Source organism: Kosakonia sp. 1610 (genome assembly GCF_050435845.1).
Taxonomy (GTDB): domain Bacteria; phylum Pseudomonadota; class Gammaproteobacteria; order Enterobacterales; family Enterobacteriaceae; genus Kosakonia; species Kosakonia cowanii.
Genome location: NZ_JBNDKZ010000006.1, coordinates 121,832 through 147,976 on the forward strand (window position 1 = coordinate 121,832; position 26,145 = coordinate 147,976).

Here is a 26,145-nt window from a genome sequence, read left to right on the forward strand (position 1 = left end):
TCGTATGATGAATAATTAAAATCGTCATACTTTCCCGCCAATGACGTTTCGTCAGGACGCTTACGTGTTTTTCTACCGTTATGCTGGCGCTCTGCTGCTGCTCTGCGCATCGTTTGCCCTTTTCGCGGCAACGGATACTCTCACCACCGCCTGGCCGGTGAATGTCGGCCCGCTCAACCCTCACCTCTACACCCCGAACCAGATGTTCGCGCAAAGCATGGTTTATGAACCACTGGTGAAATATGAGGCCGACGGCACGGTGCGGCCGTGGCTGGCGACAGGCTGGCACCATTCGGACGATGGCAAAACCTGGGTCTTCACCCTGCGCGATGGCGTGACCTTCTCCAACGGTGAGCCCTTTAACGCCGAAGCGGCAGCGGAGAACTTCCGCGCGGTGCTGGATAATCGCTCGCGCCACGCCTGGCTGGAGTTGGTGAACCAGATCAGCGAAGTGAAAGCCTTAAGCCCCAATCAGTTACAAATCACGCTCAAAAGTGCCTATTACCCCTTCTTGCAAGAGCTTGCCCTGCCCCGCCCGTTTCGCTTTATCGCCCCGTCGCAATTTAAAAACCATGAAACCCTGAACGGCATTGTCGCGCCTATCGGCACCGGGCCGTGGATCTTGCAGGAGTCACGCTTAAATCAATATGACGTGATGGTGCGCAACGAGCGCTACTGGGGCGCGAAACCGGCGCTGGCGAAAGTGGTGATTAAGGTGATCCCCGATGCCACCAGCCGCGCCGTGGCGTTTGAAACCGGCGAGATTGACCTGTTGTATGGCAACGAAGGGTTGCTGACGCTCGATACCTTCGCCCGCTATCGCCAGAACCCGCAGTGGCGCACCCAACTCTCTGCACCAGTGGAAACGGTGATGCTGGCGCTTAACTCCGCCCGTGCGCCAACCAACGAGCTGGCGGTGCGCGAAGCGCTGAACTATGCGGTGGATAAAAAAAACCTTATCGACGGCGCGCTGTACGGTACGCAGCAGGTCGCCGACACGCTTTTCGCTCCGGGCGTGCCCTACGCCAATATTGGCCTTAAAGCGCGTCAGTACGATCCCGCCCGGGCGAATGCGCTGCTGGAAAACGCGGGCTGGTTACTACCCGCCGGGAAAGCCATTCGCGAAAAAGCGGGCCAGCCGCTGCATATCGAACTGGCCTTTACCGGCACCGACGCGCTGAGCAAATCGATGGCGGAAATCATTCAGGCCAATCTGCGCCAGGTGGGCGTGGATATCGCGCTGATCGGGGAAGAGGAGAGCAGCATCTACGCCCGCCAGCGCGACGGCCGTTTCGGCATGATCTTCAACCGCAGTTGGGGCGCACCCTACGATCCCCACGCGTTTATCAGTTCGATGCGTGTGCCCTCGCACGCCGATTACCAGGCGCAGCAGGGTTTGCCTGACAAGCCATTGATCGACAAAGAGATTGGCGAAGTGCTCACCGCCCGCGATGAGGCCACGCGGCAGGCACTCTATCGCGATATTCTCACCCGCTTGCATAACGATGCCGTCTATCTGCCCATCAGCTATGTGTCGACAATGGTGGTGGCGAAGCCGGAGCTGGGGGCGATCCCGTTTGCGCCCGTTGCAGCCGAGATCCCGTTTGATCAGATCAAACCGGGCAGCGCGCAATGAGCCGCTACGTGATAAAGCGTTTGCTGCTACTGATCCCGATGATCCTTGCCGCCTCGGTGGTGATTTTCCTGCTGCTGCGCCTCGGCACCGGCGACCCGGCGCTCGATTACCTGCGCTTGTCGAACCTGCCGCCGACGCCGGAGATGATTGCCGCCACGCGCGTGGCGCTCGGGCTGGATCAGCCGTTAGCCGATCAGTACGCCCACTGGTTATGGCGCGCGCTGCATCTCGATTTTGGCCTCTCCTATGCCACCCAGCGCCCGGTGCTGGAGGATGTGCTGCGCTTTCTGCCCGCCACCTTGCAACTGGCGGGCGCGGCGCTGGTGCTGATCCTGCTGACCTCGCTGCCGCTCGGTATCTGGGCAGCGCGACACCGCGATAAGTGGCCCGATTTTGTTGTCCGCGCGGTGGCGTTTCTTGGCGTCTCAATGCCCAACTTCTGGCTCGCCTTTCTGCTGGTGATGCTCTTTTCCGTGCATCTGCACTGGCTGCCCGCGCTCGGTTATGGCGGCTGGCAGCACCTGATTCTGCCTGCCGTCTCCATCGCGCTGATGTCGCTGGCCATCAACGCGCGTCTGCTGCGCGCCAGCCTGCTGGAGGCCGCCGGGCAGCGCCACGTCACCTGGGCACGGCTACGCGGGTTAAGCGAGAAGCAGACCGAGCGGCGGCATATTTTACGCAACGCGTCGCTGCCGGTGATCACCGCGCTGGGGATGCACATTGGCGAGCTGATTGGTGGCACGATGATTATTGAGAGCATCTTCGCCTGGCCCGGTATTGGCCGCTACGCTGTCTCGGCGATCTTCAACCGCGACTACCCGGTGATCCAGTGCTTTACGCTGGTGATGGTGATGGTTTTTGCCCTCTGCAACCTGGCGGTGGATCTGCTGAGCGCCGCGCTCGATCCGCGCGTGCGTCATCATGAAGGAGCGCGCTGATGCACTTTCTCCACACCGCGCGCTGGCCGGTGCGCCTCGCCCTGCTGATACTGGCGTTGCTGTTTATCATAGCCCTTAGCTGCCAGTGGTGGCTGCCCTTCGATCCGCAGGCTATCGACCTGCCTGCGCGGCTGCTGCCGCCCGATAGCCAGCACTGGCTCGGCACGGATCATCTCGGGCGCGATATCTTCTCCCGGCTGCTGGCCGCCACCCGCGTGTCGCTCGGATCGGTGCTCTGCTGCCTGCTGCTGGTGCTGATCCTCGGGCTTGGCGCCGGCGGCTGCGCCGGGCTGCTTGGCGGACGCGTGGATCAGCTGATTATGCGTGTTGCCGATCTCTTTATGACCTTTCCCACCTCGATCCTGTCGTTTTTTATGGTGGGTGTGCTTGGCACCGGCCTGACCAATGTGATTATCGCCATCGCGCTCTCTCACTGGGCCTGGTATGCGCGCATGGTGCGCAGCCTGGTGCTGTCGCTGCGCAGCCGTGAATATGTGCTGGCAGCGCGGCTCAGCGGAGCGGGTTATCTGCATCTTTTTCGCGACCACCTGGCGGGCGCGATTGTGCCGTCGCTGCTGGTGCTGGCGACTTTGGATATCGGCCATATGATGCTGCATGTCGCCGGGATGTCCTTTCTCGGCCTCGGGGTCAGCGCGCCGACGCCGGAGTGGGGAGTGATGATCAATGACGCGCGGCAGTTTATCTGGACGCAGCCGCTGCAAATGCTGTGGCCGGGGCTGGCGCTGTTTCTCAGCGTCATGGCCTTCAACCTGGTGGGCGACGCGCTGCGCGACCATCTCGACCCACATCTGGTTACGGAGCACGCCCACTGATGGCTACGCAATTGAGCCTGCAACATCTCACGCTTTCCGCAGCGCGATCGCTGGTTGCCGATCTCTCTCTTACCCTACGCCGCGGCCAGGTGCTGGCGCTGGTCGGTGCCAGCGGCAGCGGCAAATCCCTCACCTGCGCGGCAGCGCTTGGCGTATTGCCCGCAGGCGTTCGACAAACGGCGGGCGCGGTGCTGATCGACGGCCAGCCGGTTTCTCCCCAGGCGCTGCGCGGCGTGACGGTGGCAACGGTGATGCAAAACCCACGCAGCGCGTTCAACCCGCTGCGAACCATGGCTGACCACGCGCGGGAGAGCTGCCTGGCGCTGGGCAAACCGTTCAGTGAAGCGCACGCTATCGCCGCGCTGAAGCAGGTGGGCCTGCGCGATGCGCGCCGCGTTCTCGCCCTTCACGCTTTTGAAATGAGCGGCGGCATGCTGCAACGGGTGATGATTGCGCTGGCGCTGCTGGCCGAGGCGCCCTTTCTTATCGCCGATGAGCCGACCACCGATCTCGACGCCATCGCCCAGGCCAGTATCCTCGACCTGCTCGACTCCCTGATGCAGCAACGCCAGCCGGGCATGCTGCTGGTAACGCACGATATGGGCGTGGTGGCGCGCCTCGCTGACGAGGTAGCGGTGATGGATAACGGGCGCATCATCGAGCGCGGCGCGGTCGGGGCTATTTTTCACGCGCCGCAGCATCCGCTGACCCGCCAGTTAGTCAGCGCGCACCTGGCGCTCTACGGCATGGAGCTTGCGCAATGACGATTCTTAGCGTTAACCAACTCTCCCACGCTTACTGCCACCAACAGGTGCTGAGTAATATCTCCCTGATGCTGAAGCAGGGTGAAACCGTCGCCCTGCTCGGACGCAGTGGCTGCGGCAAGAGCACGCTGGCGCGCCTGCTGGTCGGGCTGGAAGCACCTGAGCAAGGCCACATTTGCTGGCGTGAAACGCCACTTCAGAAGCTTACCGCCGCCGCACGGCGTGATTTTCGCCGCGATGTGCAGATGGTGTTTCAGGATCCGATTAGCGCGGTCAACCCGCGCATGACGGTGCGCGACATTGTGCGTGAACCGCTACGCCACCTGGCAAAGCTCAGTAAAGCGCAGCAGCTCCAGCGCATCACGCAGTTGCTGGCAGAGGTCGAGCTGGAAGCGGATCTGCTGGAGAAACGCCCTATGCAGCTGAGCGGCGGTCAGTTGCAACGAGTCTGCCTCGCCCGGGCGCTGGCGGTCGCGCCGGGGTTACTGATTCTGGATGAAGCGGTCTCCAGCCTCGATCGCGTGGTGCAAAGCGGCATCATCGCCCTGCTGCAACGCTTGCAACAGCGCTCCGGCGCGGCGTGCCTGTTTATCACCCACGATCTGCGCCTGGTGGAGCGCTTCTGCCAGCGGGTGCTGGTGATGGAGGCCGGGCAGATCGTCGAAAACGTCACCGTCAGTGCGCCGCTGCGCTTTAGCTCCCTTGCGGGCCGGGCGCTACAACAGGCGGTGTTACCCGCCCTCCCTTCACTTCGCCCGAGGAACCCGCTATGCAACGCGTTACCCTAACGCTCGATGACGATCTGCTCGCCGCCCTGGACGCGCTAAGCCAGCGGCACGGCTACCACAACCGCTCAGAAGCCGCACGCGATCTGCTGCGCGGCGCGCTGGCGCAGGAGGCTCCGGCGGATCAGGAGAAGCAGGGCTTTGCTGTGTTGACCTACGTGTATGAACATGAGAAGCGCGAGCTGGCAAGCCGGCTGGTCGCCACTCAGCACCACCATCACGATCTCTCAGTGGCCACCCTGCACGTGCATATCAGCCATGACGACTGCCTTGAGATCGCCGTCCTAAAAGGCAAGCGCGCCGAGATTGAGCATTTCGCCGATGAGGTGATCGCCCAGCGCGGCGTGCGCCACGGCCATCTACAGTGTCTGGCGCAGGAACCCCATCCCCACAGCTGATGCTTTTTCGCCCGCACCGCGCCACATGTGCCAGGCTTATTTATTTGCCAAATCCACGTGATAAGGAGCGAATGATGAAGATTGATCTGAGCGGAAAAGTGGCGCTGGTCACCGCCTCGACGGGCGGGATTGGTTTCGCGATTGCGACCGGACTTGCGCAGAGCGGCGCAGAAGTGATCCTCAACGGGCGCAGCGACGAGTCGGTCAACAAGGCCAAAGCGGCGTTAACCGAGCAAGTGAGCGGTGCTCGCGTGCGTACCGCCGTTGCCGATCTTGGCTCGGCGGACGGCGTGGCTTCCCTGCTTGAGGCGGCCTCCGGCGTCGATATCCTGGTCAATAATGCCGGTATTTATGGCCCGCAGGATTTCTACGCCACTGATGATGAGACCTGGGAGAGTTACTGGCAGACCAACGTCATGTCCGGCGTGCGGCTGGCGCGCGCGCTGCTGCCCGCGATGGTTGATAAGGGCTGGGGCCGCGTGGTGTTTATCTCCTCCGAGTCCGCCCTAAATATTCCGGCAGATATGATCCACTACGGCGTGACCAAAACGGCGCAGCTGTCGCTGGCGCGCGGGCTGGCGAAGTTTGTTGCCGGTAGCGGCGTCACGGTTAACAGCGTATTACCGGGGCCGACGATGTCCGACGGTTTCGCCGCCATGATGCAGGAAGAGATGGAGAGAACCGGTAAGTCTCTGGAGACGCTGGCGAAAGAGTTTGTGATGGCGAATCGCCCCTCATCGGTTATCCAGCGCGCCGCCACCGTTGAAGAGGTGGCGAATATGGTGGTTTATGTCTGCTCAACGCAGGCATCGGCGACCTCCGGCGCAGCGCTGCGCGTCGATGGCGGCGTGGTGGACGATATCGTTTAAACGAGCCAGGAGGTTGTATGCGACGTTTCCCCCGCCGCGCGCTACTGCTCGCGTTGCTCTTCACCGGTGCGGCGCAGTCTGCGGAGTATGGTGGTCAGCTTGAAGGGTTCACCTACCCGTGGCCGCTGATGCACTTTGAGTTTCAGTCCCAGCGCCAGCCCTTAAGCATGGGGTATATGGATATCTCCGCCGATAAACCGAATGGCGAAACCGTGGTATTGCTGCACGGCAAAAACTTTTGCGCCGCCACCTGGGAGAGCACCATTACCGCGCTGCATGAGGCCGGTTACCGGGTGATTGCTCCCGACCAGATTGGCTTCTGTACCTCCACTAAACCTGCCAATTATCAGTACAGCTTCCAGCAACTGGCGGAGAATACCCATCAGCTGCTGGCGAAGCTGGGGGTAAAAAAAGCGGTGATTATCGGCCACTCCACCGGCGGCATGCTGGCGACGCGCTATGCGCTGATGTACCCGCAAGAGACGCAGAAGCTGGTGATGGTTAACCCGATTGGCCTTGAGGACTGGAAGGCGAAGGGCGTGCCCTATCGCAGCGTGGACGCGTGGTATCAGCGCGAGCTGAAAAGCACCGCGCAGAGCATTAAAGCCTACGAGCAGAAGACCTATTACATGGGTGAATGGAAGCCGGAATACAATAAATGGGTTGAGATGCTGGCGGGGTTAAACAACGGACCGGGCAAGACGCGCGTGGCGTGGAACTCGGCGCTGATCTACGACATGATCTACACCCAGCCGGTGTTCTATGAGTTCAAGGATTTACGCGTGCCCACTACGCTGTTTATCGGCACTGGCGATACAACCGCGCCCGGCAGCGATGATGCGCCGCCGGAGGTGAAAAAGGCGGTCGGCAACTACAAGGTATTGGGCAAAGAGGCGGCGGAGCTGATCCCCAATGCCCGACTGGTGGAGTTTGATGGCTTAGGTCACGCGCCGCAGATGCAGGACCCGGCGACCTTTCACCGGGCGCTGCTCGACGATCTGGCAAAGTGACGCATTAAAGAGAAAGGCCCGCGCCAGGCGGGCCTTTGCATTACACCTGACGCGCGGCAAAGAAGGCCAGCGTCTCTTCCAGTGATTTCGCCTGCTCCTCCAGCGACATGGCGGCAGCGGAGATCTGCTGCACCAGCGAGGCGTTTTGCTGGGTGGCGCTATCCATCTGGTTTACCGCCACGCTGACCTGGTTGATGCCCTTGGTCTGCTCATCCAGCGCCTGCACGATTTCGTTGATCACCAGGTGGACATTAGTAACCGCCTCGATGATCTGCTTCATCATCGCGCCGGTTTCATTCACCAGCGCTACGCCTTTGCTGACGCGCCCGGTCGACTCATCAATCAGCGTTGAGATCTCTTTCGCCGCATTAGCGCTGCGCTGCGCCAGGCTGCGCACTTCGCCCGCAACCACCGCAAAGCCACGCCCCTGCTCCCCGGCACGCGCCGCTTCCACGGCGGCATTCAGCGCAAGGATATTGGTCTGGAAAGCGATACCGTCGATGATGCTGTTGATATCGCCGATCTTCTGCGCGCTTTCGTCGATTTTATTGATGACATCGACCACTTCGTCGACCAGCGCTTCGCCCTGCCCGGCAATCTCCGTCGCCTGCTCGGTAAGACGCGTCGCTTTGTGGGCGTTATCGGCGTTATTTTTCACCGTAACGGCAATCTGCTCCATGCTCGCCGCGGTTTGCACAATCGCCGCCGCCTGCTCTTCGGTACGTGAAGCGAGATCGAGGTTACCGGCGGCAATTTCGCTACTGCCCGCACGCACCGAGTTGCTGGCATCGGTGATGGTGCTGACAATGCGGTGCAACTGCCCCTGCATGGCGTGCAGTGCGTAGAAGATGCTGCTGCTGTCACCCCTCTGCACGGGGATGGTACTGCTAAGATCGCCCTGCGCAACCGAGAGAGCGATCTCCGCCGCTTCGGATGGCTCACCGCCCACCGGGCGCGCGACTTTGCGGGTAAAGACCAGCGCCACCACCAGGCTGACGATAATAATGCTCAGCACCATCATCACAATCGCGTTCATCAGGAAGTGCCAGGCTTCCGCCATCACCACGCTGACCGGGGTGATAATCGCCAGCTTCCACGGCGTGCCGCTGTTGCCGACCGCAATGGTGCGCCAGGTGATGAATGCCGGTTCGCCGAGCTGCGGATCGTCAAAACGCACCACCTCGCTGCCCGTGATGGTGCCTTTGTAGGGCTTGCCGATGGCCGCTTTGTCCGGGCTGGAGACGACGTTATTCTCCGCCGACAGCAGCACGGCATAGCCGACGCCGTCCCACGGTTTGATGGCACCAATCCGTTTTTGCAGCGTCGCCAGTGAGAAGTCGGACGTGACCGAGCCCTGGAATTTACCGTTGCGCATAATCGGCGCGGCGATGGAGGTAAGCATCACATCGACCCCGTTGTAGGGGTAGATATAGGGCTCGATAATCACCTCTTTTTGCCGCTGGCGCGGCAACACGTAGTAGTTGCCGCTGCCCGGCGTTTCGTAATCGAGCAAGTTGTGCAGAGACGGGTTGCCTGCCGAGTCACGATCGACATAACGGGCGTAGCGACCGGCAGGATCTTGCTCCGGTTTGCCGGCAAATTCGGCATCTTTGCCGTCGAAAGCGTTGGGTTCAAACGCCAGCGACATTGAGAGAAAATCGCTGTGCGCATGCAGGTAGTCACGCAGGAGCTGATCCAGCCCTTTGCGATCCGCAAGGCCCGCTTCACGCAGTGACCAGGCGCTGTTGCCGACATCGCGCGCCGCAACCAGCGCGGAATCGAGCTGCTGGCTCACTTGCAGGGTTTCGGTCTGGGCAATCTGTTGCAGATGTTTCTTTGCTACCGCCTCCTGTTGCGCCATCGCTTGCCATATCAGCAGGCCAATGGTCACAAGAAAACCGGCGGTTATCGTGACAAAGATGGATATCAACATCAGCGTCCTGGCTTTGAGCTTTTTCCCGGTGTTTCTTTTGACTGACATAACTTCTCCGATATGGCGTGGCGCGGGGCGCATGACGGATATATCGGAAGAATGTGCGCAAAAGTTATACCGGCTTTAAATTAAATTTTTGTGTGATGCGCGGGCGGGCAGTTCTGGAAAGGGCTTTGTGAGGAAAATCAAAGGCAAAACGCTCAGGCGAGCAGTTGGTCGATACTCTCAGCGGCAGGCTCCATCGGCAGCGCGCCGAGAAAGCGCATGTAACGTTCGGGGAAAGTCAGATGATGGAGGCTTTGAACGCGAGGCTGTTATTCATCTTTTTTCACGTCCTTTGCGTGAAGCTTGTGGTGCCCAGGAAGAGTGGTCGCTGACGACAATCTCATTGAGTTGCAGATCGCCGGGGATGTGCTGGAGATGATCGGCAATTTCGTCATAGGGCGAAGGGAGAGAGAAAGCGAGCCCGTAATCACCATCAACAATCAGAGCGCCGTTAATCAGCAGGACGCTTTTGCTGAGAAGCGTAAGCCGCTCCATGGTGATACCGGCAAAGAGCTTATTCTGGTATCTCCCGTGGTAGTTCTGGTTACAGACGACGGAGACGATGATGTCGTTCGCATCGGTAAAGATCGATACCGTGTTGTCATCAAGAAAATAGCCGTGCATATCGCCGCCCAAGGGCGATGAAGAGGGGTACTCTTTCGTCTCGACAGTAAAGCGGGTAAGCATCTCCTCAAGGTAAATATCCACAGAATGCCCGAGCCGGATATTGGCAAGTGAGGTGAAGCTAATAATGTCGGCGTTAAAATCAATCATGGTTTAACAGGTCGTGAGGTTTTAAGGGAGCTAATATGGAATGTTTTAAAATTGCTTACCATAGCCATCGACTTGTAAATTTTAAGAAAAGTAAGGATATAAAATCAAAAAGGCAGCACACCCTTAAAAAAAGAAAAGCACTCTATTTTCACGTCCTTACTCTGAAAATAATACAACGCATCAGTAATGCTATTATGCGCAACTATCTCTTCACTACCATAATCTTCAACCATTTCTATCTTATCTTCAGGTATGCAAAATTGATAAGACAAATAGCTACCCGCCTCTTTTTTGATCGCATATTGAAAGAAAAACAACCGCCCATCAACCTCTTTAATTTCACTGAAGCCTCTAACCTTACCGTTATTTACAGCTGTAATGATCAGCGAAACCATTGAATCGTTCATTTAGAGCAATCCTCATTATAAATACTTCAGCAAACTAATTATTGATAGTGAGTATATTCACTCACTCCTCTTATGTTGAAGCATAGGTTACCTTAAGACGGGCGTTGAAACTCTAAAATGAAGTTCCTCAGGAATTGGGAACATAGATACTCCTCCCAGCCTGTTGAGCCGTTATTAGCAGACTGATTTTATCGCCTCGGTAATAGTATAGAAGCGTATATCTATAAACTCTCAGATTTTAATAACTTAAAGCTACCGCATGCTGATAGTATGTGCTTAAAAAATTCAGGCCTCTGTGTACAATTTATATAGAGAAGGAACTTATGATCCGGGTGGTCTATTTCATCAGGCTCACCATCAAGGAGATCGATATTTTCTTTTAGCACGAGGTGCTCGTTCCCTTTATCTCCAGCGATATAATACACGCCTCCTTGATAGGCGCTATCGTGCTCGTGGAAAATAATATCAGATTCCCTTTCAAGCCAATCACGTGCCTGATTTAAACTCTCTCCGGAAAATGCATATAAATCATAAAAAATCATATCAAATATCTCTGTTCGCAGGAAGAGTTCAGGCCTGCTTGCGCTCTCGGTTGTTAATATTAATCGCTACTTACTCTTATGTACTCAATTTTGTTTAACACTACAGACGTTTTGAGTTCTTCAAGTGTACCTATTGAGAGATTATGTAATTCACTAATCTTCAGTAATTCATTAATAAAACTGATAGCGTCGTTCTTTCTCAACAAGCAGTCAGCACGATAATAATCCTTTATTTTTCGTAGATATTTATATGAACTCCATCTTATTGAATTCGCGAAGATAGATTGATGTAAAGCCTCGCTAATCTCGAAATGGAGCATTTTGCTTTCGTATTTTATATCTAAGTCTAGCGGCATGAGTACCTTAAAATTATTATCTATACATTATGGAATATAGTAAATTTATCGTATGGGTGACAGCCCTATTTCCAACGGTGATCTAAATAAGGCTCGATAGAGTCAATAACCATCGCTTCCGCAGACAGAGTCATGAACAGAATACCCTTCTCATCCTCAATTCTCAACGAGGTAATATCGTCCGAGTAAGAGAACTTAGGTGTACACTCAAAACCAATACGGTCACCCTCCAAACTTAATCGCCTTAAACCGACAAAAACAAGATCAATAGAAATGGCGTTAAAGTAATTTTTCTTCCATTTATCAGGCACTGTGGTAGGAATATTTTTTGAATTAAATCGAATTTTTACTTTTGAAAGGTCATAGACAAGAATATTTTCAAACTCGACTCTCTCTATGCTTAACTCATTATTGAACATGAATTTAATTTTTTCATTACCACTGGCATGATCAAACCACATATTCCCTCGCTAACCTAAATGGAACTTAACTTTCGTGTCATCTAATTGCTAACTCGCGTTACACTTCAAATATCACAGCGGAAATGATGTCAAAACTCTATCTAAACAAAACAAGAGCTAATGAAGTAAGCCCTCGATTAATTATTGATATGAGTGTGGAACAGATTTTCTAACCGAGAGTTGATGCTGGAAAATTCTATCTATTCGTTCTGGCCAGAAAAAACGTTTCTTCATAGGAAAAAATTATTTTTTTAAAATTTGGTATATATATTAAGCTTGCCTCATCACTGGGGTAGAAAAAATCATCCCATGCTTTCGCTATAATTGCAGGTGAAGATATTAATGCTGATGACCTTCGCCCCCAAAAGAATATGACCTCATCGCACGCATCTAATTTATCCTGAAAGAAAAGCCTACCCGCGTCGACATCATCAAAATCGAGCACTTTTTTATCAAGGATCTCACAATGCGAACTATCTATCTGCATTAAGATCTCAAATGGAAAAAAAGCATCCCATAAACGCTCAGAATCATCCTCGCCGAGCATGATTATTTTTTTCTTATCCTCAACTGATAGCTGGCAATCTTTTGAATTGAAACGCCACGCCATAGTATACTTTTTTTCATCCATCACAAAACTTGTCTTCATAACGCTCCCCGTTCTGTTGGCTGAAACTATCCGTTATATCCATATCAGCGGAATGCACCAGGTGAAATGCTTTTCGGCGATTGAAGCTTTACCATGAAGTAAGTTCATTAACTGAATCAGCTTCGAAAACCTGAATCCCACTTTGCTGGCAAAAGGACTTAGCCTTTTCCCATATAGCATTATCAAAAAGAATAAATGTTTGACCTGCCATCGGAGTTAAGAAACAACTAAAGAAAAAGGAATAATTATTTTTAACAAGATGGGTTAAAAAAACCGCACTGACCTTATCTTTTTTATAGATATTAATAATCTCTGACGCTTCAATAGACAAGCCAGGTAGCTGCGGTAGCTCAGACTTTAGCTTTCTTTTCAATTTTTCTTTTTTATACTCAACTACCCGACGGTTAAACTCCTCTACACTCTCCCCATAAAAATAAAGGCCACTATTTCCTGGAGTTAAAACGGGTTGTAGAGAGAGACTATTTTGATTGTAGAAATGTAGCTCATGAAATAAAAAACTTAACAGCTTTTTTGATGAGGCGGAGGTAAAACCATAAGGCCCATAGTTAGCTTCATTCCAGTCATATTGATAGCAGATACAATATGCGCAAGTTGGCAGGTGAGCTGGAAATTTATTGATACCTGCAATCCAGTCTGAAAGTGGGAACTTGATTAATCTCTCTTTTGTCTGGTTTGTCATTTAAAAGGGCTCATGGATTGGGTTACGGATAGTGAATAACAGCACTCAATTCGTTTGAGTGGGCTCGACACGACACAATGGGTTCACAAAACTTACCAGAACGATCCTGTGAGTATGACTGAGGTCGATTCGCACAAGCCTTCCCAGACTAACTGCATACTAATTATGTGCTTGCATAAAGAGGTGCTCTGGCCTGGACGATTTTTCACGTACCCGTTGGTTCAACTTACTTTTGAAAGATTACTCGCTTTTCCTTGCAATCAAGCACGCCATCTTTGTTTTAAAATTTACTGGGTAGAAATGCACTATGCTTTCAGACAAGTAATCGATAAAGTCCTCATTTCTATTACACACATCTTCACATCTGAAATGAGCATCGGAACCATTTAAGCAGGCAGCAATGGCAAAGCGCGCTCCATTTCTCAAATCCCCAAACAAAAACCTGCAACCATCAATCCCTTTAATGGCTTCTTTCTCCAGTAAAATAGACTCAGCGCTTATAGAGTTATAGGTGCCATCACTGGATACAAAAAGATCGATAGAAAGTCCGCTGTATATTTTATCAAGTACATTAGTAATCACAGATTTATCGATGCATTCGTTGATGATAATGTCATCAATATACACCCGGCTTCCATCATGCGCGATAAAATCATTTTTATTGACTAAAAAACGCTTAAGTTCGTATAAACCAACGCCTCCTAACGCACGCTGAAGCACCTTGATTTGGGGTTTTGAAAAAATCGGATAGTAACCATCATCGAAGACGATCAATCTTTTTGAGTGGAATTGATTAATGAACATCAAGAAGTCATTAACAAATAATTCTTTCTCATTACTATTAAACACCCAGGCCATGCAAACAGCAGGCTCAACATTGACAATACCGTGTTTCTCAGAAAAATTTTCAGAAGTAGAAAATAGAGTTTTCTTCATCAAAATCCTATTAGATAGTTTATCTTTATGTTTAACAGCATCTCACATTTCAATAAAGAGGTTTTTTACACCCTTTCACGATTATGAAACAGTGCCCGTGGGGAATAAACAGACTTACGCTTAAAAAAGTACACCATAGCATTTCTTCTATCAAAGTCTCAAAATTATTTATGACTACTTGTCAGTCGCAAAAGATATGATCTCACATTCTAAAATTTATTTTGTCGCTAGTGGTAAAAAACGTCTCTGACTCCCCAAATGCCGCAAAGAGATCGGCGGAACATAATACAACCCACACTCTAACTCCTGAAATTCAAGATCCAAAACGCATCGTACTCGAACATTAGCAGTCATCCCTTGAGATTGATTTATTTAAATTGCGATAAGCGTATTTTCCTCGAAGCATAGTTTATCCTCTTGAGCAGGACAAAAACGATGTTGGCATTCAAGAAGAGTGCGTGGAACAAGTTCTATTATCAGCAAGCAATTATGAATTTTTAGAAAGCTATAAACTGCAACTGGATAAACTATTTAATACCAAAGGTGATATCAGAAAGACTTTTCACAGGGAATGTCAAAAGGCTTTTAAAACCCACAAATGATATACAATATGCAAAAGAGATATCTCTCCCATATAAGAAAGATAACTTTCTCCACTTCATTATGTCATTAAAATTTTTGCATGGCATGTAGTATCCATTTTCAATCTCAAGTGTGCCTTTTAAATTTATGATTTCAATGCGGCATGTATTCAAAAAAGCCTTTTCGCTCATGGCTTCTGAAATAACAGTATCAGTTGAAGCCGTCAAGACAATTTCATCGTCATTGTAAGATGTTAAATGAATTTCGAGAGACTGATTTTTATAGCACCATGAGATTAAAATAGCCTCAGATAACATCTCCATCACTTCGTGGCTTTCATTAGAAAAGTTATTTGATTTCATTCTATTGTCTTTTATAAATAAAAATTTGTTCGCTACCAGTCCTGAGCCTTGGTAGCAAGAGTTAAAATGCAAGATCGATCAACTTTCTTTTAGCCGTCTTATCTCCGGAGTCAATGCGAAGCAATCTTCTGGAGAATCAGCACCGCATTCCCAATAAGTAATAAGATCACTGTGAACAGGATAATTTTCGAAAAGCAAGCCGAGCGTCTTAACCACATGTTCATCAGCCGTACTCAATCCAGATGCTAATAAATCGTTTATGATGTCAAGAGACAGCGCCATCAACTCTCGCCTTGCCTCTAAAGAGTCACTATAATTTAAATAAGCTACGATATACTTCGCTAGCCACTCTTTTGTGCGGTATTCATCAGGAAGCTCGTACGCCCAGTCTTGAGTATAACCATCGCCGGTGGGTAAACCGAGGTCATGACATATCTTTGATATTACGTCCATTCGCGTCCTCGTAAAAGATATATGCCTACAGACCATCAAAGGAAGACTCATTAGAGTTAATTTAACACTCTCGCTATGTGGTTGGGCGGTGAAGAAGTGCCATAATCGACCACCTTATGACTTAAAACCAGATGATACCAGTATCAAGTTCGCGTCATAATCATTGCCCTGTAATTGAGGCCATTCTTTATCCAATAACATTCATGGATGTCAAGAAAACGAGTATCACAGAAATCAATTCTCTGCCCCTTCCACCCTTTCGGTACATACCTTTCATAATGCATACTTTCAACATATTGCGAATAAAGTGCTTTGCTATCAAAATCGATAAACAAATCAGGCATAAGATCGTCAATATTCCACCATGTTGTGTCTGTTGTTAATCTTTTATAAAACTCATTAGCTATCTCATCACGATTGTAGATAGTGTGGTCTCTTTTCAGGAGGGAAATAAATTCATCAACATTCCTTTCACTTAGGATAGGAATATTATATCTTTCCTCATGAACCCCCTCAATTATGGCCTCAATTCCATTTTGAATAAAGTCCGCCACCCATTTAACTCTATCCATTATCCACATTTCTTTAAACGCGGCGAACCAGTAAAAAAGTTGATCTTTTTTTATTATAACCAGCACGTCCTCGGGTTTATTGATGAACATATAACCTCACGCTAACCAGTACTCATCAATAAATCAACTCTGACAACTTTTGACGAGTAATACTTTCCACCAGGAGCTTGAACTTTCCGTCACAGGAGGTAAGACTAATTTTCGCCGCGCTAACATACCGATAATTATAGTTTCCAAATCATCTGGTACGCTATCCCCGCCTTCGGCACCTAAATAAAGCAAAATATTTATCGATTCATACAATTTTAAAATTTTTTCCTTTTCCTCTCCTATCAATGAATGTTCATACTGCGCCAGTCTCTTAAAATAGTCATAAGTAATATTAACGATGTCACTATATTGAGAAGCATTGATACTCTCTATGAAATCATTTATTAATGTTTTATCAGTCACTCCCCCCTTCTTCTCTAAATTGTATATGGCTGATGCTACCGACTCAATATCATGTGGATACCGATATCCTTTTCCAATATTCTCTCTTATCCTTTTCTCTGATTTATTCACACCTTCTCCATCTTATTATTTATGAAAAAACATGCCTGCACCGTCTCATTAAATAGCTTAAGCATGAATTAAACGGAAAAAGATCTTACTTGTAGGATTGTTATCGTGAAGGTATTTGAACAACAATGAAAGATAACGGTATAAAGATATTTACCTAACGCCATACGCAAACTTAGCTCTATGTATATGTGACAAGGTATTTACCAACAATATCGAATACCTGATCGTACGTGCTAAGAACGATTCTCTCATTTTCATTTTTGCATTCCCCTATAACCATATCAAAACATGATGAAGTATATTTTTCATAAGGGTAATCATCTGTTTTAAAAATGCTTAAACTCTCGATATCCCGAAATATAAAACCCACTATTACATTATCCCGGTTCATGATTGCCGGCTTGCAGGCTGACAAAGATAAGGATGTAGTTAATCTCAGCTCCCAAGGATAGAAAGTAAGTTTTGCATCGGTTAAGATTAGAGCGTTCCTTCCATACAGAACACCATATTTTGTTTGTATTGCGCTCATTTTCATCTAGAAGAAAATCCTGCGTAAAGCATAGCCGCCATGCAGCATGAGTGATGAATTGATCCCACCGGGGACCTATGCGTGTCATTTACGTAACGTTGTAAGCACACCTTCTGATGCAGCTCTGATGTGCTCCATATAACAGCCTTTACTCACAATATGATAAAACCTTAAAATCGATATTCACCGCGGCGAAATAGAGGTCGGAAGCTCTAAAATCATCTACATTCTCCATGATTTCTGAGTACGGAGAAAAATCTATATAATGTAGACCGCTAAAATTGTCATAAGCTATTCCATTAGAGATTACAACGTTGGAGTAATGCAGCTTTTGCCTGACGGTAAACTCTTTCACTTCACTCAGCATAAATTTAATATTAACCCATCTTTTTTCCGGATATTTTATTGCAGATATAGTTATGCTGGCAGTATCAAATGAGTTGAATTTAATCCCCCTTATAATTCCATCGCTCCCACTATTTATACTAATTAATAAATCATTCATAGCTGATCGCATTACCAAAAGCCCTAAATATGATAGATAGATGCAGGTTTAACCAACTCTACGACATGTATATTTCACGCGGCCATCATAAGAATGTCATGCCGTTATATCGCCCATAGAAAATTCAAAATTATTTAATAGTATAAGCCCGTAAGCTTGATTCCAGTGCAATGCGTCTACCAGGTTATCTGAGCAAAGAAAAGGCTTATTGACACGCTTGACGACATCTATTTTTTCATCGTCGAAAGATAATATCAAACACCAGCCTTCCACATTTGCGGACAGGGTATTTATAAATTCCATTACTGGATTCCCATGTATGTCGCCCCCCTTATTCACTACCCATTCCAGCTCAGATAATGGATTGCCTTTAAGCGTTAAAGCATCATACTGTGCGGCATTAATATAATCATCCAGCATTCGCGTATAAATCAGAGGCAATGCACAATTCTCTAATTTAAGGTTATTACGCCATTTATAAACAGCAGGATTTCGAGAGTAACGCTCTGCTCCCCACTCAATTAAGTCTTCATCTATATCAATATCTTTTAGTTTGAATGAACGGGGTAAAATGACATCTAAATTATAATCCATATGGTTTCAATTCTGTAGAGATAGAAAATAACAGATCATATTATTATCAATAATTTGAGATGAATGTGTGGATATAAGGCCTGCGACCCTCACTTTATCAAATATGGTAACCATCACTTCATTTTTATCAATAAATCACCAGAATTTACTCTGACCCTTCCGTTCTTATATTCGATCCACAAATCCCTGTTATCCGTTTCACAGTCATTTAAAATTCTGTACTCCGAATAGCCAGTTCTTTCGTTTTCTATCTGAATGACACTGTCAATCTTCAATGAAATATCCCGTGTCATCAAATAGACGGCCAATTTTCTTAATAAAAACAAATTATTGATTTGATTAAGCGAAGATTGTTCTAAATGTGATTTCTTAATTGCTTCATCAATAGACTTAAGCACATCCTGCATGTGTCACCTTTTTGAAATAGTCTGTAGGTATTCGCTCTGTCGTCATCCACTAGGTGTAAGCCCGCTCCTACTCAAGTGAGTTATGTTAGCGAAGAGTATTGTACCTCTTCCCCTTACGAACCGGAGTAAGCTGCAGGCATAGATAGTGCGACATGTTGTGCCTCAGTGACAGGCTCTTACGCAGCCGGGTTCTTGCATCTGAGAATTGGCGCAAAATAATGCAGCCGTTGCTGTGGCTTAAGCGGCTCGGCATGACATCCGGCTTTAGGAGGAGAGTAACTTCAGTAGCAGCTATGCCGCTCAGGGGGAGCCGGGTACTAATCGATGCCCAACCTTCAGTAAGGGCTCCCTCTCATGTTAGGTGTCACCAGGACTCCTCAATGCCTAGCATTAACTATCATTCTGACTGGTATGGTTATTCTCGCCTCTGCCACACGCTCTGACACCGCACAGCCACGTTATAGAGTGGAATGAGCATGTTCCTGCGCTATAGTCATAGCAGGCGTGCTATCAGTTGAATCAGAAGCAGATAGACAACTGTTTATGTTATTCCAGCGTTCAAAGTACCATGTATAAAGGGTGCTTTTACGCTCAATATTAAATCTAAATCCTTATTGATTTTTTTATCAAAGCTCATATGGATGAAGACTATAGTTGATGACCCGTTGCCTGGTTTCTTCATCTAATGCTTGTTCCTCATTCATCTCAGAAAGCTTTATTTTATCGAGCACTGTTTGCTTATTAGACTCAGGCAGCGTGACAAAAACTTTATCCCAATCAGCTTTATGACCATGCATTTCAAAAAGCTTATCAAGAGCAGAGTTTATTAATGGGCTTCTAGAATAGAGCAGTGAATCAGGTTCATGGCATGTAAACTTGATATAAAGAATCGCTTTAATTAACGCATTTGCCTCTTCTCTTGAGAAAGCACCACTCTCATAAATCATCATAACTGATATCCTTTCGGAATTGTTTAATTATTCGAAACAGCACAGGAATTATAAACAGTACGCTCAGGCAGGCGCTTTTTCTGTAAACATGAAGGTTTCGATTTGGGTTATAAAGTCAGATTTAGAACGGGTTTCAGTGGTACCTAAAAAAATTTCCGCCTTACCATCCTGAGGGAGTTGTATGAAGTCAAGGACAAACGCCCCATCAGGATCACCCTCAGGCTCATATCTTGAGTCGAAACATAAACCTTTTTGATTATGTCCACTTATCAATATGGAGCCATAAAACCATCTCATATTTTCTGCATTAGGTTCGAATGCATAAAAATTGTTAACATCGATACACCAACCGCTAGCTATACGTAGAGGCTGGAGTTTAGTCTAGGTGTCATTCATTCTTTTTCTCTGCTCAAATTCTTACGCGTGTGGGATACTTTGTGATGGAATAAAGGTTATAACAGGACGAGTTTACTTTATAATACTCGTCCTATGAAAGTTACTAGATTTTAAAAGCGTTAAAAATGAGTAAACAAAACTCACGAAAAGAATTTATAAGTTTTTATTTGAATAACCAAAATCAATATAACCTTCCGAGCTTATTACTAAGCACCATCGTTTCTTTTCATCAGTAAAATAATGATGCTGAGGAATAGAGTTAATCACATAATCGAGGAAGCTGTAAAAATGAGATGTCTCCATAAGTACAGCAAAATCTAGCGAAGAATCATTTACATAGTAAAAAAGACCACTGGTGTTAATGGCGTCGCTGGCAGCGCCGCCTGAAATAAAAGCATTGATTTGCATCAGCCAGTCGCCATATCTGCCGTCTAATTTCCGGAATTCATGTCCAGATACCGTAGACCACTGTATTTTAGATCCCGACCACTGAAAGGATTTAGATAAATAATCAACAATGTAGCCCCAATCTTCAACAATTACCTCTGCTCCGTAATGATCAGTTATTTTATTTTTAACTTCTTTACTTAACGTCATTATATCTCACCAGGTTTAGAACAGTTAAAAACTATTATGTGCAGACGGCAAAATAAAGGCTATTGGTTTAAACAAATAAAAAAACTCATAGTATTTGATTGGTATTATTGACCAGTTAAATAGACAGAAGGGCCAGATAAATGCATGTAGATACACTCCAGTTCTAAACTGAAGCCAAGGCCTTTCATAATGAGCTTGCTATTGTCCTGGATACTTACATCTACTTCCATATTAGTAGCTATACCGGATATTTGCATTGTCTTCACCCCTGCGCAGATAAGACCACACCTACACTTGTTATAATTGGACTGCCAGCGAGGTAATGGATTATCTGGCAATGCCTCCAGTAAATCAAATTCGATGAGCACCGAAGGCCCGTCCCGTTCAATTTTAACCGAGAAAAGATCGACTTTGTCTATAGATATAGGCTTTGAAAAGACTTTATTAAAAAGATAAGCACCTTCAAGTTCGTTCCAAAACATATTAACCCCTCAAAATTTTGGTTCTGTCATCTCTGAACTGAACATCTGGGGAGACTTTTGTAAGAATTTAGAGTGTATTGAAGATGGATTCAAGGCTATTGAAAGGCTGCATTTACTTAATAGTATAAACAAATTCTTTCAATCTGGAATTCCACTCTTTCCTGTTATCTTCTATATAGAGCCTGAATTTATCCTTAACACGCATAACATAAAAGAGATCCGATATTTTATCTGTTCTTCTCCCAAGATCATCAAATAAAAAAAATATTAAAGACTCTTTGCCTGACGTATATTCATTATGTAATTCCCATTCTATCTTGTCATCTGCTACTGAGAAAGTTTCTGATTCATTCTTAATTTTCCAACCAGCACACTCCAGCTCAAATTTTAATTCTACAAGCTTATCTCTAATCATGTATTCCTCATCAGCTTAGGCAATATCAACCCCCTCTATTCTTTCAATCAAGCTGTCTATAGTTCCGTGGAAGAGCTCCGCCTGTCTGACCAGATATAAATGCAATTAATATCAATGGTCTTTCGGCAGAATTCCCCATTAAACTAATGAGTGGATAGGGGATGCGGAGCCCAAATTGAACGTTCCCATTTGATAGCGTGTCTACGAAGAATATATTTTATCATTCCCTCAAAAGATGCATTGAAATATCCGTCAGAATTTATAACAACATCCAGCGTATAATGATCATCGCATAACATTTCACTCAATCTATCAACTTTATCCACAACTATAACTTTGTAATTATTGCAATCAGCTTCTGCAATATAACGCCCTTTATCGTCACGCATCAGGAATTGTTGATTAAAAGCAATGGATAATTTAATAAGTAAATCAGCGAAAGAACAATCTACAAGTAACACAAACCTTAACCATCTTCTTTTCATAACTACCCGCCTTGTAGTAAATTTCTTATTATATTTCAACGAAATAACTCTTATTGCTTAAGAATTATTGATTTCGTTTTTTTAACTATAGTTACCAATCTTCTGCTGTCCAGAAGGCCACTTTACCGGTAAACATTAACAGGGGACCCTCTTAGATTCATCGGCTTCATTTGTTGTGCACTTTACCAATATCTACATAGCCTGAACCTTTGTTCATTGGGGATCATCTCTCGGCTACAATTCAGTTAACACCGAGGGATTAAAGACGATCAGTTGCTGACCTTTAACACCGCATGGCCAGCCACCGCGCTTGTAACATGCAAAGATCTTCTCCAGTAGTCCGTTACGTAAGCAATCACCCAATAACCGGTTTATAGCTACTGTTGAAAGAACAAAGTAGGCATCTTCTCGCGCATCAGAGAATACAAAATCATCGTATTGGGTATTATTTTTTCTAATTCTTTTCTTTCTGTATTCAATCAATTGGCCAGCGTGTTGGGCTTGTTGTTCTCCCAGATACTCATTAATAACTTTCTCTGCATCATCGAACTTGTCATCAGCCCTCAACTGATTTCGGAAGTATTCGATAATATCGTTCCAAACTGTATAAGGAGGAGGCAGATCTTGCCCAAATGCAAATCGATAAGCGTCCGTCAATGTATCTAATAATAAAATATCTTCGGCTGCCCCTACAGAAAAGCCTTTAAAAAGAGAGCCGGCAAATAAAAAATCAATTGGTTCAAAAATATAGCTGTTATTCATTACCTTCCTCTTTAATTAAGAGATTGGCATATGCGACGCCAAGGTTATATTTTTTGATAGTTTTATAGTTTACATCCGTACTCTCGCGCATAAATAGAGCATTTCAAATAGAACATGAGCTAATAGCGCATAAAAATATAATCTAACTTTTCTAACTTTTCTAACTTTTCTAACTTTTCTAACTTCACAATTCTATCTCATGAAGATTGTTAAGGAAGTCCGTAAATGACTGACTAATAGTATAAACATTCGACATGTCAGGAACTTCTCCCTCCTCAGCTTCAAACTCGTGATCCCAAAAATAGATGCCCTGCTTCTCGTTAACACCAATCAGAACAAGGTTACCACCAGCATCGTGCGCAATAGGTATCATCTCTTCAGGCAGTCTGCCTTTATACCTCTCATAATATTCTCTCAAGTTGCTATACCTGTCTTTCCCTAGACTAAGAAACCAATCAATTGCAGAGCCATCTTCTTGTTTAGAGAGAAAGCTAAATGCGCTCGGTATGGGTTGACCTCCATTATACGCCTTCAGAAACGACTTATAATCTTCAGGAAAGAAAACACCCGTTTCTTTCTCAAAAGTTATAATTTCTTCGTTGCTGGCAGGATTGTTATAATTAATGATATCAACCATTATGTTTTCCTTTTAAATTGCGCCATCATTATTATCATGACAGCCATTCATGTGACTCGATGCTCGGTGATATTATTTAGCTCAGGAAGAGCTATATACCCAGCAGGTGTTCGGTACAGTAACGCGGCATATTCTTACTACCCAGACATTCGTGAGAATAGTACGATGAGGTTACAGCGTCTCCTGCAGAAAATAGTTTGCGATGGGCAACCAATAAAAAAGAAGGATCCAATGACAAAGGTTTGAAGTAGGATTTATTAGCAACGAATCTTTGATGTCAGGACTTCTTTACAGTGCAATGCGCATAGGTGCGACCGTTTTAAGTGCGTTGCTCTCATATCACCTACTGAATTTAGTAGTCTGAAAATTGTTGAATTGCGTATGAAAGTTGAGCAAGAGTGTTCAGCCTTCAAGAAAGTTGCTCTGAAAGCACAACTATTGAGAAGTGTCTCAACCATCAACATCTTTTCGCGCAGGCTACCGCACCAGCGATGTTGCTAACGCTGGAAGAAGTTACCTTCCTTGCCCGTCATGCAGCCCGGAAAGGCATAGTATTGCTATGGTATCAGTAAAGTTGAACACGCTCACCGTGGCTGCTAACTCGCAATGCCCTTTAACCGGTATGAACGGTGTAGAGATAGTGCATCAACGCTCTATACCATCAAGACTTCCACTTTCCACCTCTTACATACGCAACCGAGTCATCCTGGTTTTGTGGCTCATCCGGTATCTTCATAAAACTCTCCCAGCAGCAATGACCTATAATAGAAGACTCTACATCACCTAAATAATCAAAAGCCTCTTTTGATATTCCATAATAATCCGAATCTGATAATTTATCTTTTGTATAAATGAAAACAAATTTGTATATCCGATTCCTGTCCCATTTTGAATTAACTAACGCAGTAAATAAATCGTCTACTTCTTTCCGTGCTTTATCAGGACCTTTCGCACTCCATGCTCGGAGTCTCTTATTTAACTCTTCGAATGCCTCGCTTTCATCGATTATAGATCCTCTCATTAATATTATCCTCTTGTGAGACCCGTTATATTGCTGTGTTAGGGAATGCTCCTTATTGTGTAGCAAGATGTGTTAACAAACCCATGCGTCCTCGTAATAGCCGATTTTTCTAATCAATTGAATATCAAAATTCATCTCTTTTCGTCGTCTTGGCCTGAATGGGGCACATACCTTAATTTCCCATTCCTAACTCTCGCTTCGAATTCATCAGTACGTTTATAATCATCCAGCGTACAATGGTTACAACCGCTGAATTGCCCACCCTTCGTGCCATCATTTTGCCACAAACATACTGGACATATCTCAAAAAGAGCATCGTCCTGACTTTCGAAAACAATATAACTGCAAGCCTCGCAGCACACGCCCCTTATCTCAAGATCAGAATGATCAATTATGATAATATCGCTATCGCATATTTCTTTTACGACTGCCTCCCAAAACGAATTTTTTATTAACCTGGAGTAAGTAATATTGCTACGGATGTATTTATTGTAGGTTTGTTTTAATGCCTCTAAGGGTATATTGTTCTCAATAATACCGTTTTCAACCAGAGCATCGACCCGTTCTTCCACACTCTTTGAAAATAATGTATGAAGCCTTATAAAATCCATTACTTCCTTATAAGTAAATTCAATCTTCATCATCCCTCCTGCAAGGTTTATCGCTGCTGTAGAAGCGTTATTGCCAAATCAATTAGTAGTATAATACATTCTTAAATCAAACCGCACACAGTAAGGCCTGCTTTTAGAGTAGTTATAATCAGCAAGCCCAAAGGGATAATTTTCTAAAAAATAAAACCCCATTCCTGATATATAATGTCTGGATTAGGTCATACATGGAAAGATGACTCTCTTATACATAGGATGGGAAATTGGTATCCTGTAGCTGTCTATTTCTTAATTAACTCTAATACAGATTTCTTTTCCATGCGTTACTTAATCTAACCACCTCGGTAAACAACCCCTCATCATCCAAATCGTTAGCCTCACTTAACTCAGACTCAGCGCAGTAGGCATCTAGAGTCGTAAATATCCTATCGAAGAAAATTTGTTGCGCTTCATTAAGCTTACTGTAGCCATCACTGTCTCTAAGGTTTCGCCATGTGGACATATATATTTTTTCAAATTCACATGCGGAAATATCACCACTGATAAACTTGTCTATTACCTTAAGCAACATTTTTGCATTTGCATCGACATTCACTGGCTCGCTCCATAAAAATCTACGACTCTATTTTATGTCGTATTATCCGCTTGTTCACCATAAAACAGCCTTGCTGATTTAAATACGACTATCTATCGAAGTGATAACCCCATCACCGATTATCTTCCCATCTCGTATAGAGAATCTTGTTCCAACCTGGATGTATGGAAATATTTTTTCTGGCGATAAAAAAGCTATAGGCACATTATCTATCTTTTCCCCAGGATCAACTCCTTTTACACATTCCTCAAAAAATATACGACAATCATATGGGTATGCAGATAATTCTTTTACTCCTGCAAATAACAATAAGCAGCGAAACTGTACCGGTGGTATAGGGCTAGCCCTCCCATCATTTTCCTTATCCAGGAGTTTAATAGAAGTGTATATTTTTCTCACATTTCCCGCCCGATGATGATTCTGGTCCAAAGTCATTAATCTTATTCATTCCAACATATCATAGCCAAAACCTATGAAAGCACGTTCCGACTATGCTCTCTTTAGAACAGAGAGTTAGAAAAACTTTCTATCATGCTTAACGTACTCCCGTATCCCAGCGGGTTAATCGCCAGACAGATTGAGTTGTACTCCGC

General features: G+C 46.3%; 36 protein-coding genes. 8 read left to right on the forward strand and 28 right to left on the reverse strand.

Features of this window, described 5'->3' with window-relative positions:
• Nucleotides 1-64: 64 nt before the first annotated feature.
• The 8 genes from nikA (at nt 65) to ABIC80_RS16970 (ending at nt 7,233) form a co-directional block, all read left to right on the forward strand.
• Complete coding sequence (gene nikA / locus ABIC80_RS16935) at nt 65-1,636, forward strand: nickel ABC transporter substrate-binding protein (RefSeq protein ID WP_429177889.1); 1,572 nt, start codon at nt 65-67, stop codon at nt 1,634-1,636.
• Complete coding sequence (nikB, locus tag ABIC80_RS16940; protein ID WP_042713198.1) at nt 1,633-2,574, forward strand: nickel ABC transporter permease subunit NikB; 942 nt, start codon at nt 1,633-1,635, stop codon at nt 2,572-2,574. Before nikA ends, nikB begins: the two co-directional genes overlap by 4 nt.
• The gene (gene nikC, locus ABIC80_RS16945; RefSeq protein ID WP_288879899.1) at nt 2,574-3,407 is read left to right on the forward strand and encodes a nickel ABC transporter permease subunit NikC; all 834 of its coding nucleotides are present in this window, start codon (nt 2,574-2,576) and stop codon (nt 3,405-3,407) included. Before nikB ends, nikC begins: the two co-directional genes overlap by 1 nt.
• Nucleotides 3,407-4,171: a nickel import ATP-binding protein NikD gene (nikD, locus tag ABIC80_RS16950; protein WP_429177890.1), complete on the forward strand. Its 765-nt coding sequence runs from the start codon at nt 3,407-3,409 to the stop codon at nt 4,169-4,171. Before nikC ends, nikD begins: the two co-directional genes overlap by 1 nt.
• Complete coding sequence (gene nikE, locus ABIC80_RS16955; protein WP_429177891.1) at nt 4,168-4,959, forward strand: nickel import ATP-binding protein NikE; 792 nt, start codon at nt 4,168-4,170, stop codon at nt 4,957-4,959. Before nikD ends, nikE begins: the two co-directional genes overlap by 4 nt.
• Nucleotides 4,941-5,354, forward strand: coding sequence for a nickel-responsive transcriptional regulator NikR (gene nikR, locus ABIC80_RS16960; RefSeq protein WP_429177892.1), 414 nt, complete (start codon nt 4,941-4,943; stop codon nt 5,352-5,354). The genes nikE and nikR overlap by 19 nt, the downstream gene beginning before the upstream one ends.
• A 74-nt stretch (nt 5,355-5,428) precedes the next feature.
• Nucleotides 5,429-6,223 carry an SDR family NAD(P)-dependent oxidoreductase gene (locus ABIC80_RS16965; RefSeq protein WP_429177991.1) on the forward strand — a complete coding sequence of 265 codons (795 nt, stop codon included), beginning with the start codon at nt 5,429-5,431 and terminating at the stop codon, nt 6,221-6,223.
• Between the two features lie 17 nt (nt 6,224-6,240).
• The gene (locus tag ABIC80_RS16970) at nt 6,241-7,233 is read left to right on the forward strand and encodes an alpha/beta fold hydrolase (protein ID WP_076769375.1); all 993 of its coding nucleotides are present in this window, start codon (nt 6,241-6,243) and stop codon (nt 7,231-7,233) included.
• Nucleotides 7,234-7,273: 40 nt separating this feature from the next.
• Here the strand turns inward: ABIC80_RS16970 and ABIC80_RS16975 are convergent, their stop codons facing one another.
• The 28 genes from ABIC80_RS16975 to ABIC80_RS17110 all read right to left on the reverse strand — a co-directional run bounded on the left by ABIC80_RS16975 (nt 7,274) and on the right by ABIC80_RS17110 (nt 25,951).
• On the reverse strand, nt 7,274-9,166 hold the full coding sequence (locus ABIC80_RS16975) for a methyl-accepting chemotaxis protein (RefSeq protein ID WP_429177893.1): 1,893 nt from the start codon (nt 9,164-9,166) through the stop codon (nt 7,274-7,276).
• Between the two features lie 318 nt (nt 9,167-9,484).
• Complete coding sequence (locus ABIC80_RS16980; RefSeq protein ID WP_429177895.1) at nt 9,485-9,985, reverse strand: hypothetical protein; 501 nt, start codon at nt 9,983-9,985, stop codon at nt 9,485-9,487.
• 104 nt (nt 9,986-10,089) lie between these two features.
• Entirely contained in the window at nt 10,090-10,392 is a 303-nt protein-coding gene (locus ABIC80_RS16985; RefSeq protein WP_326899443.1) for a hypothetical protein, read from the reverse strand.
• Nucleotides 10,393-10,613: 221 nt separating this feature from the next.
• On the reverse strand, nt 10,614-10,934 hold the full coding sequence (locus ABIC80_RS16990; RefSeq protein WP_326899441.1) for a hypothetical protein: 321 nt from the start codon (nt 10,932-10,934) through the stop codon (nt 10,614-10,616).
• Nucleotides 10,935-11,355: 421 nt separating this feature from the next.
• Entirely contained in the window at nt 11,356-11,751 is a 396-nt protein-coding gene (locus ABIC80_RS16995) for an Imm50 family immunity protein (protein ID WP_429177897.1), read from the reverse strand.
• A 196-nt stretch (nt 11,752-11,947) separates the two neighbouring features.
• The gene (locus tag ABIC80_RS17000) at nt 11,948-12,400 is read right to left on the reverse strand and encodes a hypothetical protein (protein WP_429177899.1); all 453 of its coding nucleotides are present in this window, start codon (nt 12,398-12,400) and stop codon (nt 11,948-11,950) included.
• Between the two features lie 88 nt (nt 12,401-12,488).
• Nucleotides 12,489-13,100 carry a hypothetical protein gene (locus ABIC80_RS17005; RefSeq protein ID WP_429177901.1) on the reverse strand — a complete coding sequence of 204 codons (612 nt, stop codon included), beginning with the start codon at nt 13,098-13,100 and terminating at the stop codon, nt 12,489-12,491.
• A 240-nt stretch (nt 13,101-13,340) separates the two neighbouring features.
• Nucleotides 13,341-14,036 carry a hypothetical protein gene (locus ABIC80_RS17010; RefSeq protein WP_429177903.1) on the reverse strand — a complete coding sequence of 232 codons (696 nt, stop codon included), beginning with the start codon at nt 14,034-14,036 and terminating at the stop codon, nt 13,341-13,343.
• 527 nt (nt 14,037-14,563) lie between these two features.
• The gene (locus tag ABIC80_RS17015) at nt 14,564-14,980 is read right to left on the reverse strand and encodes a hypothetical protein (RefSeq protein ID WP_429177905.1); all 417 of its coding nucleotides are present in this window, start codon (nt 14,978-14,980) and stop codon (nt 14,564-14,566) included.
• A 78-nt stretch (nt 14,981-15,058) separates the two neighbouring features.
• Nucleotides 15,059-15,433 carry a hypothetical protein gene (locus ABIC80_RS17020; protein ID WP_429177907.1) on the reverse strand — a complete coding sequence of 125 codons (375 nt, stop codon included), beginning with the start codon at nt 15,431-15,433 and terminating at the stop codon, nt 15,059-15,061.
• A 143-nt stretch (nt 15,434-15,576) separates the two neighbouring features.
• Nucleotides 15,577-16,095, reverse strand: a complete 519-nt coding sequence (locus ABIC80_RS17025) for a hypothetical protein (RefSeq protein ID WP_429177909.1) — start codon at nt 16,093-16,095, stop codon at nt 15,577-15,579.
• Between the two features lie 33 nt (nt 16,096-16,128).
• The gene (locus ABIC80_RS17030; protein WP_429177911.1) at nt 16,129-16,569 is read right to left on the reverse strand and encodes a hypothetical protein; all 441 of its coding nucleotides are present in this window, start codon (nt 16,567-16,569) and stop codon (nt 16,129-16,131) included.
• 178 nt (nt 16,570-16,747) lie between these two features.
• Entirely contained in the window at nt 16,748-17,104 is a 357-nt protein-coding gene (locus tag ABIC80_RS17035) for a hypothetical protein (protein ID WP_429177913.1), read from the reverse strand.
• A 142-nt stretch (nt 17,105-17,246) separates the two neighbouring features.
• Entirely contained in the window at nt 17,247-17,603 is a 357-nt protein-coding gene (locus ABIC80_RS17040; RefSeq protein ID WP_429177914.1) for a hypothetical protein, read from the reverse strand.
• 96 nt (nt 17,604-17,699) lie between these two features.
• Nucleotides 17,700-18,197 carry a hypothetical protein gene (locus tag ABIC80_RS17045; protein WP_429177916.1) on the reverse strand — a complete coding sequence of 166 codons (498 nt, stop codon included), beginning with the start codon at nt 18,195-18,197 and terminating at the stop codon, nt 17,700-17,702.
• Between the two features lie 113 nt (nt 18,198-18,310).
• The gene (locus ABIC80_RS17050) at nt 18,311-18,604 is read right to left on the reverse strand and encodes a hypothetical protein (protein WP_429177917.1); all 294 of its coding nucleotides are present in this window, start codon (nt 18,602-18,604) and stop codon (nt 18,311-18,313) included.
• A 626-nt stretch (nt 18,605-19,230) separates the two neighbouring features.
• Nucleotides 19,231-19,554 (reverse strand): hypothetical protein, encoded by a 324-nt coding sequence (locus tag ABIC80_RS17055; RefSeq protein ID WP_429177918.1) that lies wholly within the window; start codon nt 19,552-19,554, stop codon nt 19,231-19,233.
• A 63-nt stretch (nt 19,555-19,617) separates the two neighbouring features.
• A complete protein-coding gene (locus ABIC80_RS17060) occupies nt 19,618-19,851 on the reverse strand; it encodes a hypothetical protein (RefSeq protein WP_429177920.1) in 234 nt (77 codons plus the stop codon).
• 252 nt (nt 19,852-20,103) lie between these two features.
• Nucleotides 20,104-20,547: a type IV secretion protein Rhs gene (locus ABIC80_RS17065; RefSeq protein ID WP_429177922.1), complete on the reverse strand. Its 444-nt coding sequence runs from the start codon at nt 20,545-20,547 to the stop codon at nt 20,104-20,106.
• 104 nt (nt 20,548-20,651) lie between these two features.
• On the reverse strand, nt 20,652-21,029 hold the full coding sequence (locus tag ABIC80_RS17070) for an Imm50 family immunity protein (RefSeq protein ID WP_429177924.1): 378 nt from the start codon (nt 21,027-21,029) through the stop codon (nt 20,652-20,654).
• Nucleotides 21,030-21,141: 112 nt separating this feature from the next.
• Nucleotides 21,142-21,444, reverse strand: a complete 303-nt coding sequence (locus tag ABIC80_RS17075) for a hypothetical protein (protein ID WP_429177926.1) — start codon at nt 21,442-21,444, stop codon at nt 21,142-21,144.
• Nucleotides 21,445-21,587: 143 nt separating this feature from the next.
• The gene (locus ABIC80_RS17080) at nt 21,588-21,929 is read right to left on the reverse strand and encodes a hypothetical protein (RefSeq protein ID WP_326899406.1); all 342 of its coding nucleotides are present in this window, start codon (nt 21,927-21,929) and stop codon (nt 21,588-21,590) included.
• A gap of 234 nt (nt 21,930-22,163) precedes the next feature.
• A complete protein-coding gene (locus ABIC80_RS17085) occupies nt 22,164-22,691 on the reverse strand; it encodes a hypothetical protein (protein WP_429177928.1) in 528 nt (175 codons plus the stop codon).
• Between the two features lie 184 nt (nt 22,692-22,875).
• Nucleotides 22,876-23,328: an SMI1/KNR4 family protein gene (locus ABIC80_RS17090; RefSeq protein WP_429177930.1), complete on the reverse strand. Its 453-nt coding sequence runs from the start codon at nt 23,326-23,328 to the stop codon at nt 22,876-22,878.
• A gap of 661 nt (nt 23,329-23,989) precedes the next feature.
• Nucleotides 23,990-24,349, reverse strand: coding sequence for a hypothetical protein (locus ABIC80_RS17095; protein ID WP_429177932.1), 360 nt, complete (start codon nt 24,347-24,349; stop codon nt 23,990-23,992).
• Between the two features lie 131 nt (nt 24,350-24,480).
• Entirely contained in the window at nt 24,481-24,993 is a 513-nt protein-coding gene (locus tag ABIC80_RS17100) for a CPCC family cysteine-rich protein (protein WP_429177934.1), read from the reverse strand.
• Between the two features lie 262 nt (nt 24,994-25,255).
• A complete protein-coding gene (locus tag ABIC80_RS17105; RefSeq protein ID WP_429177935.1) occupies nt 25,256-25,552 on the reverse strand; it encodes a colicin immunity domain-containing protein in 297 nt (98 codons plus the stop codon).
• A 78-nt stretch (nt 25,553-25,630) separates the two neighbouring features.
• Nucleotides 25,631-25,951 carry a hypothetical protein gene (locus ABIC80_RS17110; RefSeq protein ID WP_429177936.1) on the reverse strand — a complete coding sequence of 107 codons (321 nt, stop codon included), beginning with the start codon at nt 25,949-25,951 and terminating at the stop codon, nt 25,631-25,633.
• Between the last annotated feature and the right edge of the window lie 194 nt (nt 25,952-26,145).

Coding starts and splice junctions, on each gene's coding strand:
- nikB (WP_042713198.1), top strand. CDS start 1,633: ATGAGCCGCTACGTGATAAAGCGTTTGCTGCTACTGATCCCGATGATC.
- nikC (WP_288879899.1), top strand. CDS start 2,574: ATGCACTTTCTCCACACCGCGCGCTGGCCGGTGCGCCTCGCCCTGCTG.
- nikD (WP_429177890.1), top strand. CDS start 3,407: ATGGCTACGCAATTGAGCCTGCAACATCTCACGCTTTCCGCAGCGCGA.
- nikE (WP_429177891.1), top strand. CDS start 4,168: ATGACGATTCTTAGCGTTAACCAACTCTCCCACGCTTACTGCCACCAA.
- nikR (WP_429177892.1), top strand. CDS start 4,941: ATGCAACGCGTTACCCTAACGCTCGATGACGATCTGCTCGCCGCCCTG.
- ABIC80_RS16965 (WP_429177991.1), top strand. CDS start 5,429: ATGAAGATTGATCTGAGCGGAAAAGTGGCGCTGGTCACCGCCTCGACG.
- ABIC80_RS16970 (WP_076769375.1), top strand. CDS start 6,241: ATGCGACGTTTCCCCCGCCGCGCGCTACTGCTCGCGTTGCTCTTCACC.
- ABIC80_RS16975 (WP_429177893.1), bottom strand. CDS start 9,166: ATGTTGATATCCATCTTTGTCACGATAACCGCCGGTTTTCTTGTGACC.
- ABIC80_RS16980 (WP_429177895.1), bottom strand. CDS start 9,985: ATGATTGATTTTAACGCCGACATTATTAGCTTCACCTCACTTGCCAAT.
- ABIC80_RS16985 (WP_326899443.1), bottom strand. CDS start 10,392: ATGAACGATTCAATGGTTTCGCTGATCATTACAGCTGTAAATAACGGT.
- ABIC80_RS16990 (WP_326899441.1), bottom strand. CDS start 10,934: ATGATTTTTTATGATTTATATGCATTTTCCGGAGAGAGTTTAAATCAG.
- ABIC80_RS16995 (WP_429177897.1), bottom strand. CDS start 11,751: ATGTGGTTTGATCATGCCAGTGGTAATGAAAAAATTAAATTCATGTTC.
- ABIC80_RS17000 (WP_429177899.1), bottom strand. CDS start 12,400: ATGAAGACAAGTTTTGTGATGGATGAAAAAAAGTATACTATGGCGTGG.
- ABIC80_RS17005 (WP_429177901.1), bottom strand. CDS start 13,100: ATGACAAACCAGACAAAAGAGAGATTAATCAAGTTCCCACTTTCAGAC.
- ABIC80_RS17010 (WP_429177903.1), bottom strand. CDS start 14,036: ATGAAGAAAACTCTATTTTCTACTTCTGAAAATTTTTCTGAGAAACAC.
- ABIC80_RS17015 (WP_429177905.1), bottom strand. CDS start 14,980: ATGAAATCAAATAACTTTTCTAATGAAAGCCACGAAGTGATGGAGATG.
- ABIC80_RS17020 (WP_429177907.1), bottom strand. CDS start 15,433: ATGGACGTAATATCAAAGATATGTCATGACCTCGGTTTACCCACCGGC.
- ABIC80_RS17025 (WP_429177909.1), bottom strand. CDS start 16,095: ATGTTCATCAATAAACCCGAGGACGTGCTGGTTATAATAAAAAAAGAT.
- ABIC80_RS17035 (WP_429177913.1), bottom strand. CDS start 17,104: ATGAAAATGAGCGCAATACAAACAAAATATGGTGTTCTGTATGGAAGG.
- ABIC80_RS17040 (WP_429177914.1), bottom strand. CDS start 17,603: ATGAATGATTTATTAATTAGTATAAATAGTGGGAGCGATGGAATTATA.
- ABIC80_RS17045 (WP_429177916.1), bottom strand. CDS start 18,197: ATGGATTATAATTTAGATGTCATTTTACCCCGTTCATTCAAACTAAAA.
- ABIC80_RS17050 (WP_429177917.1), bottom strand. CDS start 18,604: ATGCAGGATGTGCTTAAGTCTATTGATGAAGCAATTAAGAAATCACAT.
- ABIC80_RS17055 (WP_429177918.1), bottom strand. CDS start 19,554: ATGATGATTTATGAGAGTGGTGCTTTCTCAAGAGAAGAGGCAAATGCG.
- ABIC80_RS17060 (WP_429177920.1), bottom strand. CDS start 19,851: ATGAGATGGTTTTATGGCTCCATATTGATAAGTGGACATAATCAAAAA.
- ABIC80_RS17065 (WP_429177922.1), bottom strand. CDS start 20,547: ATGACGTTAAGTAAAGAAGTTAAAAATAAAATAACTGATCATTACGGA.
- ABIC80_RS17070 (WP_429177924.1), bottom strand. CDS start 21,029: ATGTTTTGGAACGAACTTGAAGGTGCTTATCTTTTTAATAAAGTCTTT.
- ABIC80_RS17075 (WP_429177926.1), bottom strand. CDS start 21,444: ATGATTAGAGATAAGCTTGTAGAATTAAAATTTGAGCTGGAGTGTGCT.
- ABIC80_RS17080 (WP_326899406.1), bottom strand. CDS start 21,929: ATGAAAAGAAGATGGTTAAGGTTTGTGTTACTTGTAGATTGTTCTTTC.
- ABIC80_RS17085 (WP_429177928.1), bottom strand. CDS start 22,691: ATGAATAACAGCTATATTTTTGAACCAATTGATTTTTTATTTGCCGGC.
- ABIC80_RS17090 (WP_429177930.1), bottom strand. CDS start 23,328: ATGGTTGATATCATTAATTATAACAATCCTGCCAGCAACGAAGAAATT.
- ABIC80_RS17095 (WP_429177932.1), bottom strand. CDS start 24,349: ATGAGAGGATCTATAATCGATGAAAGCGAGGCATTCGAAGAGTTAAAT.
- ABIC80_RS17100 (WP_429177934.1), bottom strand. CDS start 24,993: ATGATGAAGATTGAATTTACTTATAAGGAAGTAATGGATTTTATAAGG.